This window comes from Sphingobium phenoxybenzoativorans (assembly GCF_018286635.1).
Classification (GTDB): Bacteria; Pseudomonadota; Alphaproteobacteria; order Sphingomonadales; family Sphingomonadaceae; genus Sphingobium; species Sphingobium phenoxybenzoativorans.
Genome location: NZ_CP073910.1, coordinates 810983 through 827174 on the forward strand (window position 1 = coordinate 810983; position 16192 = coordinate 827174).

17 protein-coding genes are annotated in these 16192 nt (G+C 65.3%); 8 read left to right on the forward strand and 9 right to left on the reverse strand.

Translation table 11 applies throughout. The features are described 5' to 3' along the window. The first annotated feature begins 47 nt into the window (after nt 1-47). A complete protein-coding gene (locus KFK14_RS04025) occupies nt 48-572 on the forward strand; it encodes a GNAT family N-acetyltransferase (protein WP_212609956.1) in 525 nt (174 codons plus the stop codon). A 104-nt stretch (nt 573-676) separates the two neighbouring features. Here the strand turns inward: KFK14_RS04025 and KFK14_RS04030 are convergent, their stop codons facing one another. The 4 genes from KFK14_RS04030 to KFK14_RS04045 all read right to left on the reverse strand — a co-directional run bounded on the left by KFK14_RS04030 (nt 677) and on the right by KFK14_RS04045 (nt 3234). After that, nucleotides 677-1249 (reverse strand): GNAT family N-acetyltransferase, encoded by a 573-nt coding sequence (locus KFK14_RS04030; RefSeq protein WP_212609957.1) that lies wholly within the window; start codon nt 1247-1249, stop codon nt 677-679. A gap of 259 nt (nt 1250-1508) precedes the next feature. Beyond that, nucleotides 1509-1778, reverse strand: a complete 270-nt coding sequence (gene rpmA / locus KFK14_RS04035; protein WP_070156675.1) for a 50S ribosomal protein L27 — start codon at nt 1776-1778, stop codon at nt 1509-1511. Between the two features lie 22 nt (nt 1779-1800). Beyond that, nucleotides 1801-2175, reverse strand: a complete 375-nt coding sequence (gene rplU, locus KFK14_RS04040; RefSeq protein ID WP_212609958.1) for a 50S ribosomal protein L21 — start codon at nt 2173-2175, stop codon at nt 1801-1803. A gap of 120 nt (nt 2176-2295) precedes the next feature. After that, nucleotides 2296-3234, reverse strand: coding sequence for an AEC family transporter (locus tag KFK14_RS04045; RefSeq protein WP_212609959.1), 939 nt, complete (start codon nt 3232-3234; stop codon nt 2296-2298). Between the two features lie 89 nt (nt 3235-3323). Between KFK14_RS04045 and KFK14_RS04050 the strand changes: the two genes are divergently transcribed. Next, a complete protein-coding gene (locus KFK14_RS04050) occupies nt 3324-3848 on the forward strand; it encodes a hypothetical protein (RefSeq protein WP_212609960.1) in 525 nt (174 codons plus the stop codon). Nucleotides 3849-3879: 31 nt separating this feature from the next. On the opposite strand, the gene KFK14_RS04055 is transcribed toward KFK14_RS04050, so the two are convergent. The 5 genes from KFK14_RS04055 to KFK14_RS04075 all read right to left on the reverse strand — a co-directional run bounded on the left by KFK14_RS04055 (nt 3880) and on the right by KFK14_RS04075 (nt 9997). Further along, nucleotides 3880-4449 carry a gamma carbonic anhydrase family protein gene (locus KFK14_RS04055; protein ID WP_212609961.1) on the reverse strand — a complete coding sequence of 190 codons (570 nt, stop codon included), beginning with the start codon at nt 4447-4449 and terminating at the stop codon, nt 3880-3882. A gap of 19 nt (nt 4450-4468) precedes the next feature. Further along, nucleotides 4469-6670 carry a fused MFS/spermidine synthase gene (locus tag KFK14_RS04060; RefSeq protein WP_246524861.1) on the reverse strand — a complete coding sequence of 734 codons (2202 nt, stop codon included), beginning with the start codon at nt 6668-6670 and terminating at the stop codon, nt 4469-4471. After that, the gene (locus tag KFK14_RS04065; RefSeq protein ID WP_246524863.1) at nt 6667-7212 is read right to left on the reverse strand and encodes a GNAT family N-acetyltransferase; all 546 of its coding nucleotides are present in this window, start codon (nt 7210-7212) and stop codon (nt 6667-6669) included. The genes KFK14_RS04060 and KFK14_RS04065 overlap by 4 nt, the downstream gene beginning before the upstream one ends. Then, the gene (hemB, locus tag KFK14_RS04070) at nt 7209-8216 is read right to left on the reverse strand and encodes a porphobilinogen synthase (RefSeq protein WP_212611032.1); all 1008 of its coding nucleotides are present in this window, start codon (nt 8214-8216) and stop codon (nt 7209-7211) included. The genes KFK14_RS04065 and hemB overlap by 4 nt, the downstream gene beginning before the upstream one ends. A 236-nt stretch (nt 8217-8452) precedes the next feature. Next, the gene (locus KFK14_RS04075; protein ID WP_246524865.1) at nt 8453-9997 is read right to left on the reverse strand and encodes a M23 family metallopeptidase; all 1545 of its coding nucleotides are present in this window, start codon (nt 9995-9997) and stop codon (nt 8453-8455) included. Nucleotides 9998-10214: 217 nt separating this feature from the next. Here KFK14_RS04075 and KFK14_RS04080 point away from each other — a divergent pair, with 217 nt between their 5' ends. The 6 genes from KFK14_RS04080 (at nt 10215) to KFK14_RS04105 (ending at nt 16190) form a co-directional block, all read left to right on the forward strand. Next, nucleotides 10215-12848, forward strand: a complete 2634-nt coding sequence (locus KFK14_RS04080; protein ID WP_212609962.1) for a helicase-related protein — start codon at nt 10215-10217, stop codon at nt 12846-12848. Further along, the gene (locus KFK14_RS04085; protein WP_246524867.1) at nt 12841-13152 is read left to right on the forward strand and encodes an RNA-binding S4 domain-containing protein; all 312 of its coding nucleotides are present in this window, start codon (nt 12841-12843) and stop codon (nt 13150-13152) included. The genes KFK14_RS04080 and KFK14_RS04085 overlap by 8 nt, the downstream gene beginning before the upstream one ends. An 83-nt stretch (nt 13153-13235) precedes the next feature. Continuing rightward, a complete protein-coding gene (fdxA, locus tag KFK14_RS04090; protein WP_070156669.1) occupies nt 13236-13574 on the forward strand; it encodes a ferredoxin FdxA in 339 nt (112 codons plus the stop codon). Nucleotides 13575-13822: 248 nt separating this feature from the next. Beyond that, complete coding sequence (locus KFK14_RS04095) at nt 13823-14353, forward strand: CarD family transcriptional regulator (protein WP_070156668.1); 531 nt, start codon at nt 13823-13825, stop codon at nt 14351-14353. Between the two features lie 413 nt (nt 14354-14766). Beyond that, nucleotides 14767-15483 (forward strand): head GIN domain-containing protein, encoded by a 717-nt coding sequence (locus KFK14_RS04100; protein ID WP_212609964.1) that lies wholly within the window; start codon nt 14767-14769, stop codon nt 15481-15483. A 26-nt stretch (nt 15484-15509) separates the two neighbouring features. Further along, entirely contained in the window at nt 15510-16190 is a 681-nt protein-coding gene (locus tag KFK14_RS04105) for a head GIN domain-containing protein (RefSeq protein ID WP_212609965.1), read from the forward strand. Nucleotides 16191-16192: the final 2 nt, after the last annotated feature.

Sequence of the window (16192 nt, forward strand, 5' to 3'; positions counted from 1 at the left end):
TTCGCGATCCATTGCAACATATCCCGCGGCGTTTCATGACGGGGGCCATGAACGAGATTCCCGTTATCGAGACAGAGCGGCTGCGGCTGCGGCCGCACCGCGCGGATGATTTTCAGGACATGCAGGCGCTGTGGGGCGATCCCCGGACGGTGCGTTTCATCGGCGGCCATGTGCAGGATGCGCAGACCGTATGGTTCCGCCTGCTGCGCTATGCGGGCATGTGGGCGCTGCTGGGTTATGGCTTCTGGGCGATCGAGGATCGGGAGACCGGGGCCTATCTGGGCGATGGCGGCCTGATGGACGGGCGGCGGGGCATAAAACTGCTCGACGGCGCGCCGGAAATTGGCTGGGCGCTGCTGCCCGAGGCCGGCGGGCGCGGACTGGCGACGGAATTTGCGGCGGCGGTGACGGGCTGGGCGGATGGGACGCTGAAGGCGCGAGTCACGCGCTGCATCATCGAGCCGGACAATGCCGCGTCGCTGCGCGTGGCAGAGAAGGCGGGCTATGCGGAAATCGGCCGCGCCGAACTGGGCGACAAGGCGGTGATCGTGCTGGAGCGGCAAGCGGCCTGATAACTAATATCCGTTCGTGCTGAGCCTGTCGAAGCACTGTCTTTCTTCCAAAGAAAAGGACAGCCTTTCGACAGGCTCAAGGCGAACGGAGATATCCTGATTTCCTACGCCGCCAGAGAGCGGGCGTCCGAATAGAGGTCGAGGTGCAGGTTGCTTGGCATGTCCTCCTCCTCGCCCTGCTCGAAGATCGCGCAGGCGACGTCTGCGCCGCGGCCGATGCTGTAGCGGGTCAGGATCTGGCCGGTGGGCCGGAAGCCGATCTTGCGCAGCACATTGCCTGACGCGGGATTGTCCAGGAAATGTCCGGCGGTGATGCCGGAGAGGCCCGTCGCCCGCGCAATGCGCATCACGCCGCGCGCCGCCTCCGTCGCGAAACCGAGGCCCCAATAGGGCCGCGCGATCCAGTAGCCAAGCTTCAGCCCGCCCTCCGCATCGCGCCCGATGCCGCAGCCGCCGATCAGGCGCGGAGCGCCGAGCGTGCGCGAGAAGATCAGGAAGTCGGGCAGGTTCGGGTCGCGGTCGCGGGTCAGCCACGCCTGCGCATCCCGCTCTCCATAGGGCCAGGGCACGCGGGCGAGGTTGCGGACGACGGATTCGTCGCCCAGCGCCTGCGCCAGAGCCTGCGAATCCTCCAGCCAGCCCGGACGGAGCAAAAGTCTTGGTGTGCGAGCGAACATACATTCGCCTCCTCTCGATTATGTGCGCCGCCTTTGCCGCATGATGATGACGGCTTGGCGACATTATGGTCCGGATTGGCCCCGCATGCGTGACGCTTGCGATGGGCGGTTGTTCCGGCCCGCCGGGCGAGGGAAACAAAAAAAGAGAAACGGGACAACCTCTTGGCTGAGGCGTCCCGTTTCCCTCTGTTCGATCGGGCCGGTTTCCCGGACCCATCTGGGATCGCCTCCATGGACGACCCCTTAAAAGATCGTCCGGTTATTCCGCGGCTTTCGCCGGCATGTCCACCGATACATATTTGCGGCCGAGCTTGCCGTCGTGGAACACCACGCGGCCCTCGGTCAGCGCGAACAGCGTGTGGTCCTTGCCGATGCCGACATTGCGGCCCGGATAGACGCGGGTGCCGCGCTGGCGGATGATGATGTTGCCGCCGATCACTTCCTGACCGCCGAACTTCTTCACGCCAAGGCGCTTCGATTCCGAATCGCGACCGTTGCGCGAGGAACCGCCTGCTTTCTTATGTGCCATTGCTCAAACTCCTCGAATGCGATCAGGCTTCGGTGGCGGCGGGCGCCGCGTCGTCGGCCGGAGCGGCTGCCTTCTTCGGAGCAGCCTTTTTCTTTTCCTCGGCGCCGATCGCGACGATGCGCAGGATCGTGTGGCGCTGACGGTGGCCGTTGCGGCGGCGATAATTGTGCCGGCGGCGCTTCTTGAAAACGATGACCTTCTCGCCCTTCGCCTGCGCGATGATCTCAGCAGCGACGGTCAGACCGGCCGTATCCTTCAGCTCGCTGCCTTGGCCGGCGAGCAGGACGTCGTCCAGGGTGATCTTGTCGCCGGCTTCGCCAGCGAGCTTCTCGACGACAATCTTGTCTCCGGCGGCGACGCGATACTGCTTGCCGCCCGTGCGCACAATTGCGAACATGGCTTTTCTCTTTAATCCAGACTGCTTGGCGCAAGAACCCAGAGGGGTGCCCGCGCAGGAACGTGGCCCGTTAAGGGATTCACCCGGTGCTGTCAACCTGAGTCGGCGGCCGTTTTTCGCCTAAACCCGCAGCAGCGAAAGGATGGCGGCAAGCGTCAGCACCGACAGCATCGTGCTGACAATTACTGTGCCCGCCGTCACTTTTCCGTCCCGCGCATAGAATTCCGCGATCATGAACGGGCCGGTGCCGGTGGGGAGGGCGGCCAGCGCGATGGCCGTCACCGCCACGCGCGGCGGCAGCATGAAAACATGCCAGGCGAGCCAGGCGGTCACCGCGGGATGGATGGCGAGCTTGATCGTGGTCAGCGCGAGGGAGAATCGATTCGTCATCGATTCCAGGATCGGCCGCTCCGCCAGGAACATGCCGATGGCGGCCAGCGCCGCCGGACTGGCTGAACCGCCAAGCATCGTGAAGAAGCTTTCCGCCGGATGGGGCAGGGGTATGCCGCCCAGCCACCAGAACAATCCCAGCAGCGGCGACACCAGAACCGGATTCTTCATCACGCCGATTAGCGCGAACAGCAGTGCGCGGCCGATGCCATGCCCGTGGCTGCGCGCCAGTTCGATCAGGATGACGCCGCTGGCGAACAGCACGACCAGCGTCAGCGTGGCGGCGATGGCGACGAAGGGGCGGCTTTCCGGCCCCAGCACCAGCAGCAGCAGCGGAAAGCCGATATAGGCGGAATTGGAATAGCTGGCGTTGAGGCCGTCCACCGCCATGTCCTGCAGGCTGAGGCCCCGCATCCGGCCGACGACAAGGCCCAGCAGGAATACGGCGAGGCTGCCGGTTATCGAGACAGCCACGAACCCAGGGTCCCACAGATGACGCCAGTCGGTCGTCGCGACGACCTCGAACATCAGGCAGGGCAGCGCCAGCCAGATGACATAGCGGTTGAGCGCGCGCGACGCGCCATCGCCGATCACGCCCAGCTTCGCTGCGCCATAACCCGCCGCGATGATCAGAAAGACCGGCAATATGGTGATGATGGTTGCAAGCATGCCTGTTGCGCCTAGCCTTTTCGCCGCGGCATGCCAACATGGCGGATCGGCCCATTGCATCGGCCTCTCCCCATGCCTAGATGCCGCCAATGAACCTGCGGCCGCTTCTCCCCTCCCTCGCGCTGTTGCTGGCCGGATGCACGCCGGCGCCGGGCGGGTCCTATCCTTCGCTGGCGAAGCGGCCGATCGAAGGCGGCGGGCCTGTCACGAACGCCCCCGCTCCGACACTGCCGTCCGCCCCCATGTCCGATCCGGCACTGGATTCGGAGGTGTCGAAGCTGGAAATGCAGGCGCAGGCGGGGTCGGCGGCGTTCGACAAAGCCTATCCCGACGCAGAGCGCCGCGCCCGCACGGCATCGACATCGGCCGTGTCGAGCGAGGCATGGGTGGCGGCGCAGACGGCGATCAGCGGCCTGGAATCCGTCCGCAACGACAGCGTGTCCGCCCTGGCGGGCCTCGACACCCTCTATTCGCAGAAGGTCAATGCGATAGCCGACGGCCAGTCGGCGGAGGGGCAGGACACGATAGAAATGGTCCGCCGTGACGTGCTGGCGATCGTCGATTCCCAGAATGACCGGCTGGACAAGCTGAAGGCGCTGCTGCCTACGATGTAATCCGGACGGGGCAGCTTCGGGCGCGCTGCGATCAATGTTCCTCCATCGCCCTGACCGCGCCTTTGTGCGCCTTCGCATTATGGACATAATGGTCGACGCCCGCGCGCATGCCCGCCACGGCGATATCGGGCAGGTCGCGCATATATTTGGCGGGGCGGCCGGACCAGAGCTGGCGGTTGGGCAGGGTCTTTCCGGGGGTCAGCATCGCACCCGCCGCAAGCATCGCGTCCCCCTCCACCACGCAACCGTCCATGACGATCGCGCCAAGGCCGACAAAGGCCCGGTCCATCAATGTGCAGCCGTGGATCATTGCGATATGGCCGATCAGCACATCCTCGCCGATGATCGTGGGGAAACCGCCGCTGCCGTCCTTGTCGCTGTCGCAATGGATGATGGTGCCGTCCTGAATATTCGTGCGCGCGCCGATGCGGATGCGGTTCACATCCGCGCGGATGACGCAATTATACCAGATGCTGGCGTCCGGCCCGATCTCCACATCGCCGATGATCCTGCAGCCCGGCGCGATGAAGGCGCTGGGGTCGATGCGCGGCGTATGGCCGCCAAAGCTGATGATCGATGCCCCGGGGTGATCGTTTTCCATGATAGCTCCTTGCATCGTCTTATAGTTTAAGGATCGGCAGGATGCTGCCATAATCGTCGGTCCAGGCGGAAATGCCGGGCCGGGTTTCAAGCGGTATCCACAGCGCCTGCCCGGTTAACGCGGTCAGGCGCTTCAGGCTCCGGGGATCGCGCGACAGGGCGATCCAGGCGGACATGGAATAATGATAGCGGTCGTCCCGCCGGTCGGGCGTGTAAAGGCGCGCCGCGGTCGCCCATCCGCCATCGCGCGCCGCCGCCGCAACGATCGGCTTCAGGTCCAGATAGCGGTTCGAGATATGGACGAGCAGCAGTCCGCCCGGTTTCAGATGCCGGGCGTAGAGCGCGAACGCTTCCCGCGTCAGCAGGTGCATGGGCACGGAGTCGGAGGAGAAGGCGTCGATGGCGAGCAGGTCGGCCTGGTCCTGCGGCTCGGCGGCGAGGACCAGCCGGGCGTCGCCGATCGCGATGTCCGGGTCCGGCATGCAGCGCGACAGGAAGGTGAAGGATCGCGGGTTGCGGGCGATGCGCTCGATCGCCGGGTCGATCTCATAGAAGCGCCAGCGCTGGCCGGGGCGGGCATAGCAGGCGAGCGTCCCCGATCCGAGGCCGACGACGCCGATCCTGGCCGCCGGGCCGAACAATTGCGGCGCAGCGCCCAGCGCAAGGCCGACGCCCGATTGCGGGGCGTAATAGCTGGTGGTGGTGCGCTCCATGCCGGGCTTGCGGATCTGGATGCCATGGACAGTGGTGCCGTGAACCAGAAGGCGCGTGCCATCCTTATTGTCGCGGATGGCGTAGACCCCGAAATAGCTGCGGGTCATGATGCCTTCGGCCTGCGAAAGCGCGAGCTTTTCCCATCCGCCAAGGCACAGCATCAGATAGGCGGCGCATGCCGCATAGAGAATGCGGTTGCCGATGCTCGCGATGGCGAGGGCGATGATCAGGGTGAAGGAGGCGGCCTTTGCGGCGGAGCCGGGACTGGAGAACAGGATGCCGCCGCCGATCAGTGACGCCAACACGCTGACGACCAGCAATATCGCCGTCAGCCAGACGTTGCGGCGCGGGTCCTCCCACAGCAGGCGGCTCCAGACGAACAGCGGTTCCCCTTTCAGCAGCAGCGCGGCGGCCGCCAGCAGGATCGGATATTCATAGGTCCAGTCGAAGATCAGCGGGGCGAAGATGGCGCAGAATATGCCCCCAACGACGCCACCCACCGACATGGCGAGGTAGAAGGCCGTGAGGTGCGCGGCGTCGGGCCGCGCATCGAACAGCGCGCTGTGCAGCGCGATCGAGACCACGAACAGCACCAGGATGACCGCCGCGCCGACCAGTATCGGCACCGACGTCGAATCCGAAAAGGCCGTGCATGCGCCCATCAGCAACACCAAAGGCGCAACCATGGTGATGCCGTTCGCCCATGTCCGGCGCGCGGAAAAGGCGACGGTGAAGGAAAGGATGTAGAGGCCGAGCGGCAATACCCACAGCAGCGGCATCGCCACGATGTCGGTGGTGATGTGCAGCGTGGTGGACAGCATCAGGCCGGACGGAACGGCGGCAAGGATGATCCAGTGCAGGATCGTCCGCCAGTCGGGCGCGGGCGTGTCCGCCTGCGTTTCGGGCGCGGCGGCGGAACGCGGCAGGCGCAGTCCGCAGGCGGCGACGAGCAGCAGAAGCAGGATATAGCCGCCGCTCCACAACAGGCTTTGCCCAGAGGCGGGAAGCAACGGCTCGACCAGCAGCGGATAAGCGATGAGACCGGCAAAGCTGCCCAGATTGGATGCTGCGTAAAGGGGGTAGGGATCGCCGCCGCCCGACAGCACATACCAACGCTGCATCAACGGGGCCTGCGCGGCGACCATGAAGAATAGCGGGCCGATGGAAATGGCCAGCAGCCAGGGCACCCACAGGACCGGGCTGGCCTGTGGCGGCGGATTGCCGGCGGCAAGGCCGATGGGCAGCATCAGCGCGGCGAGCGCGAACAGGGCCAGATGCGCCTGCATCTGGCGGCGGGGCGCGAGGCGGCCGAGCCAGTGGGCATAGGCGTAACCGCCAAGCAGCAGTGCCTGATACACCACCATCGCCGAGTTCCAGACGGTCGGCGCGCCGCCAAGGCGCGGCAGCGCCATGCGGGCGATCATCGGCTGGACAAGGAACAGCAGGAAGGACCCCGCGCAGATGGTGGCGACGAACCGTAGCCGGAGCGATCCCGCCGTTCCGGTCAAGCAGGGCGCTCTATTTCATAGGTGACATGTGGGCGCAGCGGATCATTCTCCGCCAGCGCCTGATGCTCAAAGTCCAGATCGTCGCGACGGGCCATGCCCAGACGGGTCATCAGGCCACGGCTGCGCCTATTGTCGTGCGTTGTGATCGCCCAGATGCTTTGCGCGTCCAGATTGGCCCACACCCAATCGATGCTCGCCTGCGCCGCCTCGCGCGCATAGCCCGCCCCCCACCAGGGCCGCGCCATGCGCCAGCCAATCTCCACCCTGTCGACTATGGGCGTTCCGGCGGCTCCGGGCTTCACGCCGCAGAAACCGAGGAAGGTGCTTGTGCTGCGATGCTCCAACGCCCAGAAGCAATGGCCATGATCGGTCTGCATCTTTTGCATGCGCGCGACATAGGCTTGGGCTTCATCCATCGTCATCGGCGGTCCGAGGTGGCGCATGACTTCCGGGTCGGAGCACATGGCCTGCCACGGCTCGACGTCCGCCTCCCGCCATCCGCGCAGCAGCAGCCGGGGCGTTTCTATAATCGTATCGCTCATCCGTTTATCAGGCGCGCCGCATGCAGTGCGTGATAGGTGAGCACGCCCGAACATCCCGCCCGCTTGAACGCCATCAGCGTTTCCAGGACCAGCGCGTCGCGGTCGCCGGCCCCCGCCGCCGCGGACGCCTCAATCATCGCATATTCGCCCGACACCTGATAGGCGAACACGGGCACGTCGAAGGCGTCCTTCACCCGCGCAACGATATCGAGATAGGGCAGGCCCGGCTTCACCATCACGCTGTCCGCGCCTTCGGCGAGGTCGAGCGCGACTTCCCGCAGCGCCTCCGCGCCATTGGCCGGGTCCATCTGGTAATTCTTCTTGTCGCCTTTCAGCAGGCCGCGCGAACCCACGGCGTCGCGGAACGGGCCGTAAAAGGCGCTCGCATATTTGGCGGCATAGGCCATGATCTGCACATTATGATGGCCGTCCTGCTCCAGTGCGGCGCGGATCGCGCCGACGCGGCCGTCCATCATGTCGCTGGGCGCGATGATGTCCGCGCCCGCCGCCGCCTGATTGAGCGACTGGCCGATCAGCACCTCCACCGTCGCATCGTTGACGACATAACCGCTATCGTCGAGCAGCCCGTCCTGGCCGTGGACGGTATAAGGGTCGAGCGCGACATCGGTCAGGATGCCGATGTCGGGCGCGGCGTCCTTGATCGCCCGGATGGCGCGGCACATCAGATTATCGGGGTTAAGCGCTTCCTTGCCGTCGTCGCTGCGCCGGTCGGCCTGCGTGTTGGGGAACAGGGCGAGGCAGGGGATGCCAGCATCGCGCGCTTCCTTCGCGCGGGCGACGATGCCGTCCACCGACCAGCGGGATACGCCGGGCAGGCTGGAGATCGGCTCCTCGACGCCTGAACCCTCTGTGACGAACAGGGGCCAGATGAAATCCTGCGGCCCGATGCGATGCTCGGCATGCAGCGAACGGCTCCACGCCGATGCGCGCGTGCGGCGCAGGCGAAGGGCGGGATAGGCGGCGGACTGGAAAGCGCGGGACATGCGCATGGGGTTTAGGCGGGAGGTCTGGCGGGATCAAGGCGCAGGGTGTGAATGAACCGCCGGGGATCGACATTGGCGCGCGCGATCGGCCTGAAGCGTTTCCTGACTAGGTATATCAAAGCAGCGTGCTCCTGCGAAAGCAGGAGCCCAGTTCGGAGGGCGGGACTGGGCTCCTGCCTGCGCAGGAGCACGATGTCGCGGATATAAAAGCCGCTTAGCTGGCTTGCGGGAGCAGATTATTTCCCTTTGGCAGTCGCGCCAACCACGCCGCCCGCCTGCGCCACCTTCGCCGGTTCGCTCGTATGCAGGCCGACGCGGAGCGACTTGAGCTGGGCGAGGCGGGCCTTGAAATTGGCGAGCGCCTTACCGGTGAGTTGCGCGACGGTCGTGAACTTCACCGAGTTGGGATTGATGTTCACGCCATTGCGATACAGCTCATAGTGCAGGTGCGGGCCGGTCGACAGGCCGGTCGATCCGACATAGCCGATCACCTGGCCGCGGCGGACGCGCTGGCCGACGCTGGCAGCGATGCGGCTCATATGGGCGTAGCCGGTGGCGATGCCGCCGCCGTGGCGCAGCTTTACATAATTGCCGTGGCCGCCATGTCGCCCGGCATATTCGACGATGCCGTCGGTCGCGGCATAGATGGGTGAGCCATAGGATGCGGCGAAGTCGATGCCGGCATGCATCCGCGTATAGCCCAGGATCGGGTGACGGCGCATGCCGTAGCTGGACGAGACATGGCCGGACACGGGCATGGAGAGTACGCCGCGCCGCTGGCCGACGCCGGACGCCTCGAACCATTCGGTGCGGTCGCCATTGGTCCATTTCAGCATGTCGAGCGACTTGCCGCGCGTGCGGCCAAGACCGGCATAGAGCAGGTCGCCGACCTCCACATCGCCGGTTTCGGCGCGGCGATAATCGAGGATGATATCGTAACGGTCGCCCGACCGGATATCCTCGATCGGGATCTGCTGGGCGATGACGCGCAGGAAGGACTGGATCGACTTGGGCGGCGCGCCCGCCGCGCGGGCGGAGCGGTAGAGGCTGTCGCCGACGACGCCCTGAATGCGCAGCGGCGTGGCGTCGACCTTGATCGGGATGCGCGTCACCTGCAGCACGCCGTTCACCCGGTTCAGCTCCATCGCCAGGTCCAGGCGGGCGCGGAAGGCGAGATGGTCGAGCGGGCGCGGCACGTTGCGGGTCGGACGGCGGCCAAGCACGATGTCGAGGCGGGTCCCGGCCTTCAGCTTGCCCGGCTTCACGTCGTTGCCCACCAGGTCCATGACCTGCGAGGCGTCATTGCTGCTGACGCCGGCGCGGGACAAAGCGCGGCCGAAGCTGTCGCCGTCGCCGATAGCGGCGCTGAGTTCGATCTGGGGACGCTCCGGCGTTTCCGCGAGCGGGGAGACCATGTCGGTCGGGGCCATGTGACGGCCGCTGTCGGCGCCCAGCGCCAGCGGTGTCGTCATCTGGCTGCGCATCTCCTGATACTGCTTCTGGCCAAGCAGGGGCTCAGGCGCGGCCGGAATCGGGCGGAAACCGGGCGAAAGCGCGAGCGCGCAGGCGCACAGCGCCGTGCAGGTGGCGAGGCCGCGAAACCATTCGAGCGACCCGATATTCTGGCCAAGGTCGGGAACGAGATTGACGTCTTCGGCCCAGTCGCGAACCTTCGCGCGCCAGTCCCGCCGGTCGACAAAGGGCGCCGGCGAAGCGTCGGCCATCCACAGGGATGCGGCTGCGCCGCCCTGACCGGACCCGAAATCGTTCTTCTGAAACAAGACCGGCAATCCCCCGGATATTTCCTTGCGGCTGCGACCCCCGTCGCGTTCTCCGCTTGGCGTGTTGTGAAGGGATAGGGTTAAAGTCAACTTAACACACGGATTCTGCGCCGAATCCTGCGGTGAACCGTGCGCCGTCGGGGATCGCGCGCATATTTTGTGGACAACGCGCCTTTCCCTTGCGCGGCCCGGCTGCTTCCCCGACATAGGAAATGTCATGGCCAGTTTCGCCCGTTCCGCCGTCACAGCCGTGCTCGGCCCGACCAATACCGGCAAGACGCATCTGGCGGTCGAGCGGCTCTGCGCCCATTCCAGCGGCATGATGGGGTTCCCGCTCCGCCTGCTCGCGCGGGAAGTCTATGAGCGGGTCGTCGCGCTGAAGGGCAGGGAGAGCGTCGCCCTCATCACCGGCGAGGAGAAGATATGCCCGCCACAGGCGCGCTATTTCCTCTGCACGGCCGAAAGCATGCCGATCACGGGCGATTATGCCTTTGTCGCGCTGGACGAGGCGCAGCTTGGCGCTGACCCGGAACGGGGCCATGTGTTCACCGACCGCCTGCTGCATGCGCGGGGCCGGGAGGAGACGATGATCCTGGGTTCCGCCACCGTCGCGCCGCTGGTGAAGGCGCTGGTCCGGGATGTGGAGATTATCGGCCGCCCGCGCTTTTCGACGCTTTCCTATGCCGGGGCGAAGAAGCTCTCCCGCCTGCCGAAGCGTTCCGCCATCGTCGCCTTTTCGGTGGAGGAGGTTTACGCCGTCGCCGAAATGCTGCGCCGGTTCCGGGGCGGGGCAGCAGTGGTGATGGGCGCTTTGTCGCCGCGCACTCGCAATGCGCAGGTGAAAATGTTCATGGAGGGCGAGGTCGACTATCTGGTCGCGACCGACGCGATCGGCATGGGCCTGAACCTCGACGTGTCGCATGTCGCCTTCGCCTCTCTGCGCAAATTTGACGGGCATCGCATCCGGCGGCTCACCGTGTCGGAAATGGCGCAGATCGCCGGGCGCGCGGGGCGGCATCACAAGGACGGCACCTTCGGCAGCCTGGGCGGCGAGGATGGTGCGGCCGCCTTCACGCCGGAGGAAATCTCCGCGATCGAGGAGCATCGCTTTCCCCGCGTGGAGGCGCTTTACTGGCGCGACGGCGCGCCGCGATGTGACAGCGTGGAAACGCTGATCGCCGATCTGGAGGCGCGGCCCGACCGGCCGGAGCTGCGCGCCGCGCCGGAGGCGGTGGATCTCGCCGTGCTGAAGCGCATGGCGGAGGACCCGCTGGTCATGGAGCGCGCGCGCGGCAAAAGGCAGGTGACGCGCCTATGGGCTGCCTGCGGCCTGCCCGATTTCCAGAAGCTGGGGCCGGACCATCATGCCCGCATGGTGGCGCGCATCTGGCGTTTCCTGTCGGAAGGCAACGGTCATATCCCGCGCGACTGGTTCGCGCAGCATCTGGCGCGGCTGGATACCGCCCAAGGCGACATCGACACGCTGTCGGCGCGGATCGCGGCGGTGCGCACCTGGTCCTATGTCGCGCACCGGCCCGACTGGCTGGCGCATCCGGCGGAAATGGCGGAGCGGACCCGCGCGCTGGAGGAGAAGTTGTCGGATGCGCTGCATGCGGCTCTGGCGCAGCGCTTCGTCGACCGGCGGACATCGGTCCTGCTGCGCGACATCGGCAAGAAGGCGGGCGATCTTCCGGTCCATATCGGTTCCGATGGCGAGGTTAGTATTGACGGGGAAGTCATTGGACGGCTTGACGGATTCCGTTTCTCGGTCGATCCCGATGCACGCGGCGAAGATCGCAGGATGCTGTTGGCGGCTGCGGAGAGGCGGCTCGGAAGGATTTTGGGAATGAAGGCGGAAGAATTGCTTGCTGCGGCCGACGCCGCCTTTGCGCTGGAGACGCGGCCTGGCGAGATGCCCGCGATCCTGTGGGACGGCAATGTGGTGGCGATGCTGGCCGCCGGACCGTCGCTGACCGCGCCTTCGGTGAAGCTGGATCGCGCCATGAATGAGCTGGGCCAGGATTTGCAGAAGCGCATTTCCGAACGGCTGGGCGCGTGGATGACGGCGCAGAAGGAGCGCCATCTGCTGCCGCTGATGAAGATGACGGAGAGCGCGTCCGACCCCGCCGTGCCCGCCGTGGTGCGGGCGGTGTTCGCGCAGCTTGCCGACGCGGGCGGCATTTCCCCGCGCGACGACCTGGATTCCGCGCTGGGGCATCTCGACAAGGATCAGCGGTCGATCCTGCGCCGCGCGGGCATCACCATCGGCGTGCTCGACCTGTTCCATCATGGATTGCTGAAACCCGGCGCTGCGCTGTGGCGCATGGCGCTGCTGAGCGCGCGCAAGGGCAAGCCGATGCTGCCCTTGCCGCCGGCCGGCGCTGTCATCCTGCCTGCGGGCGACCGCGCCGTGGAGATGGGCGCGCGCATCGCCGGTTTCCGCGCTTTCGGGGCGCAGCAATTGCGCATCGACATTGCCGAGCGCGTCGCCCGCGCTTCGCATGAGGCGATCGCCAAGGGGCAGCCCTTTACCGCGGCGGACCCGCAGGTGGTGTCGCTGGGCGTGCTGGAACCCGCATTCCTCCAATTGATGCGCGCGGCCGGTTTCCGCCCCGTCACGCCGCCCGCAAAGGCGGAAGGCGAAGGCGAGGAGGCGGCTCCGCAGGGCGCGAACTGGGCTTTCCGCGGACGGCGCAAGGCGAAACCGCCCGAAGCGCAAAAGGATGCGCACAGGAAAGGCGGTCCGCGCCAGAAGGATGGCGGCCCCCGGCAGAAGGCGGGTCCAACCGCCACGGGCGGCGGAAATCAGGCGTTTGCCGGTCTCGCTGCATTGCTGGAACGCGGTGGCTGACCCGCGGCGGAAGGATGCGTCCGGCCTGCCGCCCCAAGGCGGTTCGCTGCGCATCGACAAATTTCTGTGGTTCACGCGGCTGGCGCGCAGCCGCTCCTATGCGCAGGCGCTGGCGGAGGAAGGGCATATCCGCCTGAACGGCCGCCGGGTGGAGCGCGCGCATGCGCCGGTGCGTCTTGGGGACCTCATCACCCTGCCGCATGGCGCGTCTGCGCGGGTCGTGCGGGTCAATGCCCTGCCGCTACGCCGCGGCCCCGCGCCGGAGGCCCAGGGCTGTTACGAGGAAATTCGCGTCGGTGACTGAAAAGAAATCATTTGCGCGCATATTGTTGACGTGGGAGCGGGCCGGGAATAGCAGAACCGCACCGTAACAAAGAGTGCCATGCAATGACCTATGTCGTGACCGACGCCTGCATCCGCTGCAAATATATGGATTGCGTCGAGGTTTGCCCCGTGGATTGTTTCTACGAGGGTGAGAACATGCTGGTCATAAATCCCAACGAGTGCATCGATTGCGGCGTGTGCGAACCGGAATGCCCGGCCGAAGCGATCCTGCCCGATACCGAGAGCGGCCTTGAGCAGTGGATGGAGCTTAACAGCAAATTCTCCGCCGAATGGCCCAACATCACGACCAAGGGCGACGCCCCTGACGATGCCGACGATCACAAGGGCGAAGAAGGCAAGTATGAGAAATATTTCTCTGCGGAGCCTGGCGCCGGAGACTGAGTCTTTCGCTTCCGTTCGTTGACGGAATTGAAGCGAAATTACGGCCTGCCGTTCACGTTGTGCAACGTGGGCTGGTAATTTTATTACGAATCTGCTACATGCTGTGCCGCAGCGGGCGCCTTCGCGTCCGTGTGGAGATAAATCGTCCCATGATCCTACGGTGACGTTGCGGGCTGTCCTGCATGTATCCCCCTTTACATGCGCCCCGGCGACACTGGCCTCCCAGTTGATTGAAGGAAAGGTACCCAATGGCTGCCAAGGCGCTGTCCTTTGACGTCGGTGACTATGTCGTTTACCCCAAGCACGGCGTCGGCCGTGTGATCGAGCTCCAGAAGGAGCAGATCGCGGGCATGGAGCTGGAGCTGTATGTGCTCCGCTTTGAAAAGGAGCGCATGACGCTCCGTGTTCCCACCAACAAGGCCGAGGGCGTGGGCATGCGCAAGCTGTCCTCCGACAAGACCCTTGGCGAAGCGCTCGAAACCCTGAAGGGCAAGCCCAAGGTGAAGCGCACCATGTGGTCGCGCCGCGCGCAGGAATATGAAGCGAAGATCAATTCGGGCGACCTGGTGTCGATCGCCGAGGTGACCCGCGACCTGTTCCGCGCCGACGACCAGCCGGAGCAGAGCTATTCGGAGCGCCAGATCTTCGAAGCGGCGTCGAGCCGTCTCGCGCGGGAACTGGCCGCGATGGAAGAAACCGATGAGCCGGGCGCTCTGAAGAAAATCCTGCGTATCCTGAACGAAGCAGCGCCGAAGTATAACAAGGAACGCGCTGAATAATATTTGATTCAGATCAAGGAAAAAGAGGCGCTTTCCGGCGCCTCTTTTTTTGTCTCTGGCCGATTGGTTATCATGATGCGCCGATATTGGTCGGAATTTCTGCCTGATACATCGCCCTATTCGGGCGTTTGACCCATAATGGGCTGATCCCTCGTTCGTTTTGCTCCCATTGCTACCTATGTGCGGTCTGTACCGACCGAAGGGAGTAGAAATGGCCAAATTCGCATTTGCTGTTGCCGCATTGATCGCGCTGGCCGGATGCCGTCAGGAACCTCGATTGACCGGCCCGAATGATGGGGAAAATGCGACTATCGGGGCGGTGGATAATAGCGCCCAGCCATAATGTCCGGTTTTGCTTGGAACTGACGCCCTCCTCGTGTATTGTGTGAGCAATACAGTTATGGGAGTTGCCGATGTCCAGAGCCCTGCTTGTCGCGATGAGCCTTTGCGCCGTCACGGCCTGTTCCGATCCCAGCGACGCCGTGCCGTCCGCAAGCCCCGTGAACACATCGGGCCTGCGCGATTTCACCCGCATCCAATCCACCGGTCCGGACAATGTGATCGTGTCCGTGGGCAAGGATTTCGCCGTGAAGGCGGATGGGAGCGACCGGGCGCTGAAGGTGCTGGAGATCAAGGTGGTGAACGGCGAGCTTCGGATCGGCCGCCGGGAAGGCTGGGCGAACATGTTCGGCGGCATGGATGAAGGCGCTACGATCCATGTGGCGATGCCGGCGATCAACGGCGTGGGACTCACCGGATCGGGCGATGTCGATGTGGACCGCGCGCAGGGGAGCGGCCTCGATCTTTCGCTCACGGGTTCAGGCAATCTAAAGATCGGCGCGGCTAAGGTCGGTGCGCTGACCGCCGATGTCACCGGGTCGGGCAATATCGCCCTGACTGGAACGGCGGATAGCGCCAAGCTGTCCTCGACCGGATCGGGCGATGTCGATGGCAAGGGATTGAAGGCCGGACGCGCATCGGTATCAGTGCTGGGATCGGGCAATGTCGGGCTGGCGTCCGATGGGCCGGTGGATATCAGCATCATGGGTTCCGGCGACGTCGATGTGAAGGGCAGGGCGCAGTGCAAGGTTTCGGCGATGGGTTCAGGCGAGGCGCACTGCGCCGCTTAGCGCGGCCTGGTTTCGGGCGGGGCCTTATGCTCCTGCCGCTGGCGGTCCTTTTTGCCGTTCCCGCCCAGGCCGCCAATCAATCCTACAGCATTTCCAGCTTCGACAGCATTCGCGTGCTGGCCCCCGTCCGCATTCTGGTGACGACCGGCGCGGGGGTTTCGGCGCGGGGCGAGGGGGATCGCAATGCGCTGGATCGCGTCGACCTGTCCATGGCGGGCAGCACCCTGACGGTCCGCATGAAACCCGCGCAAATGAACGAGGCGGCCGGGGGCCAGGCCACCATCATCCTGTCCACTGGGCAATTGCAGCGCGCCATGCTCGCGGGCGGCGGATCGCTGTCCATCGACAGGATGAAGGGCGTGAACGCAATGGTGCAACTGTCCGGCAGCGGCGATGTGTCGGTGGGAACGGTTGCGGCCGACCGCCTCGACATCGCCATCATGGGCAGTGGGCGGTTGACGGCGGCGGGCGCGACCGACGTGCTGAACGCAACCCTGTCCGGGCCGGGCGCTCTGGCCGGTGAGGGATTGAAAGCGAAGCAGGTGAAATTGCTGGGTGACGGGCCGGGCGATGCAACAGTGACGGCGACTGTTTCGGCGGACGTCGTTGCGCGCGGATCTGGCGACGTCACGATTTTGGGGAAGGCGGCCTGCAAGGTGAACCGGGGCGGCACCGGCAATATCCAGTGCGGCGGGAAAAGCTTCTAAGC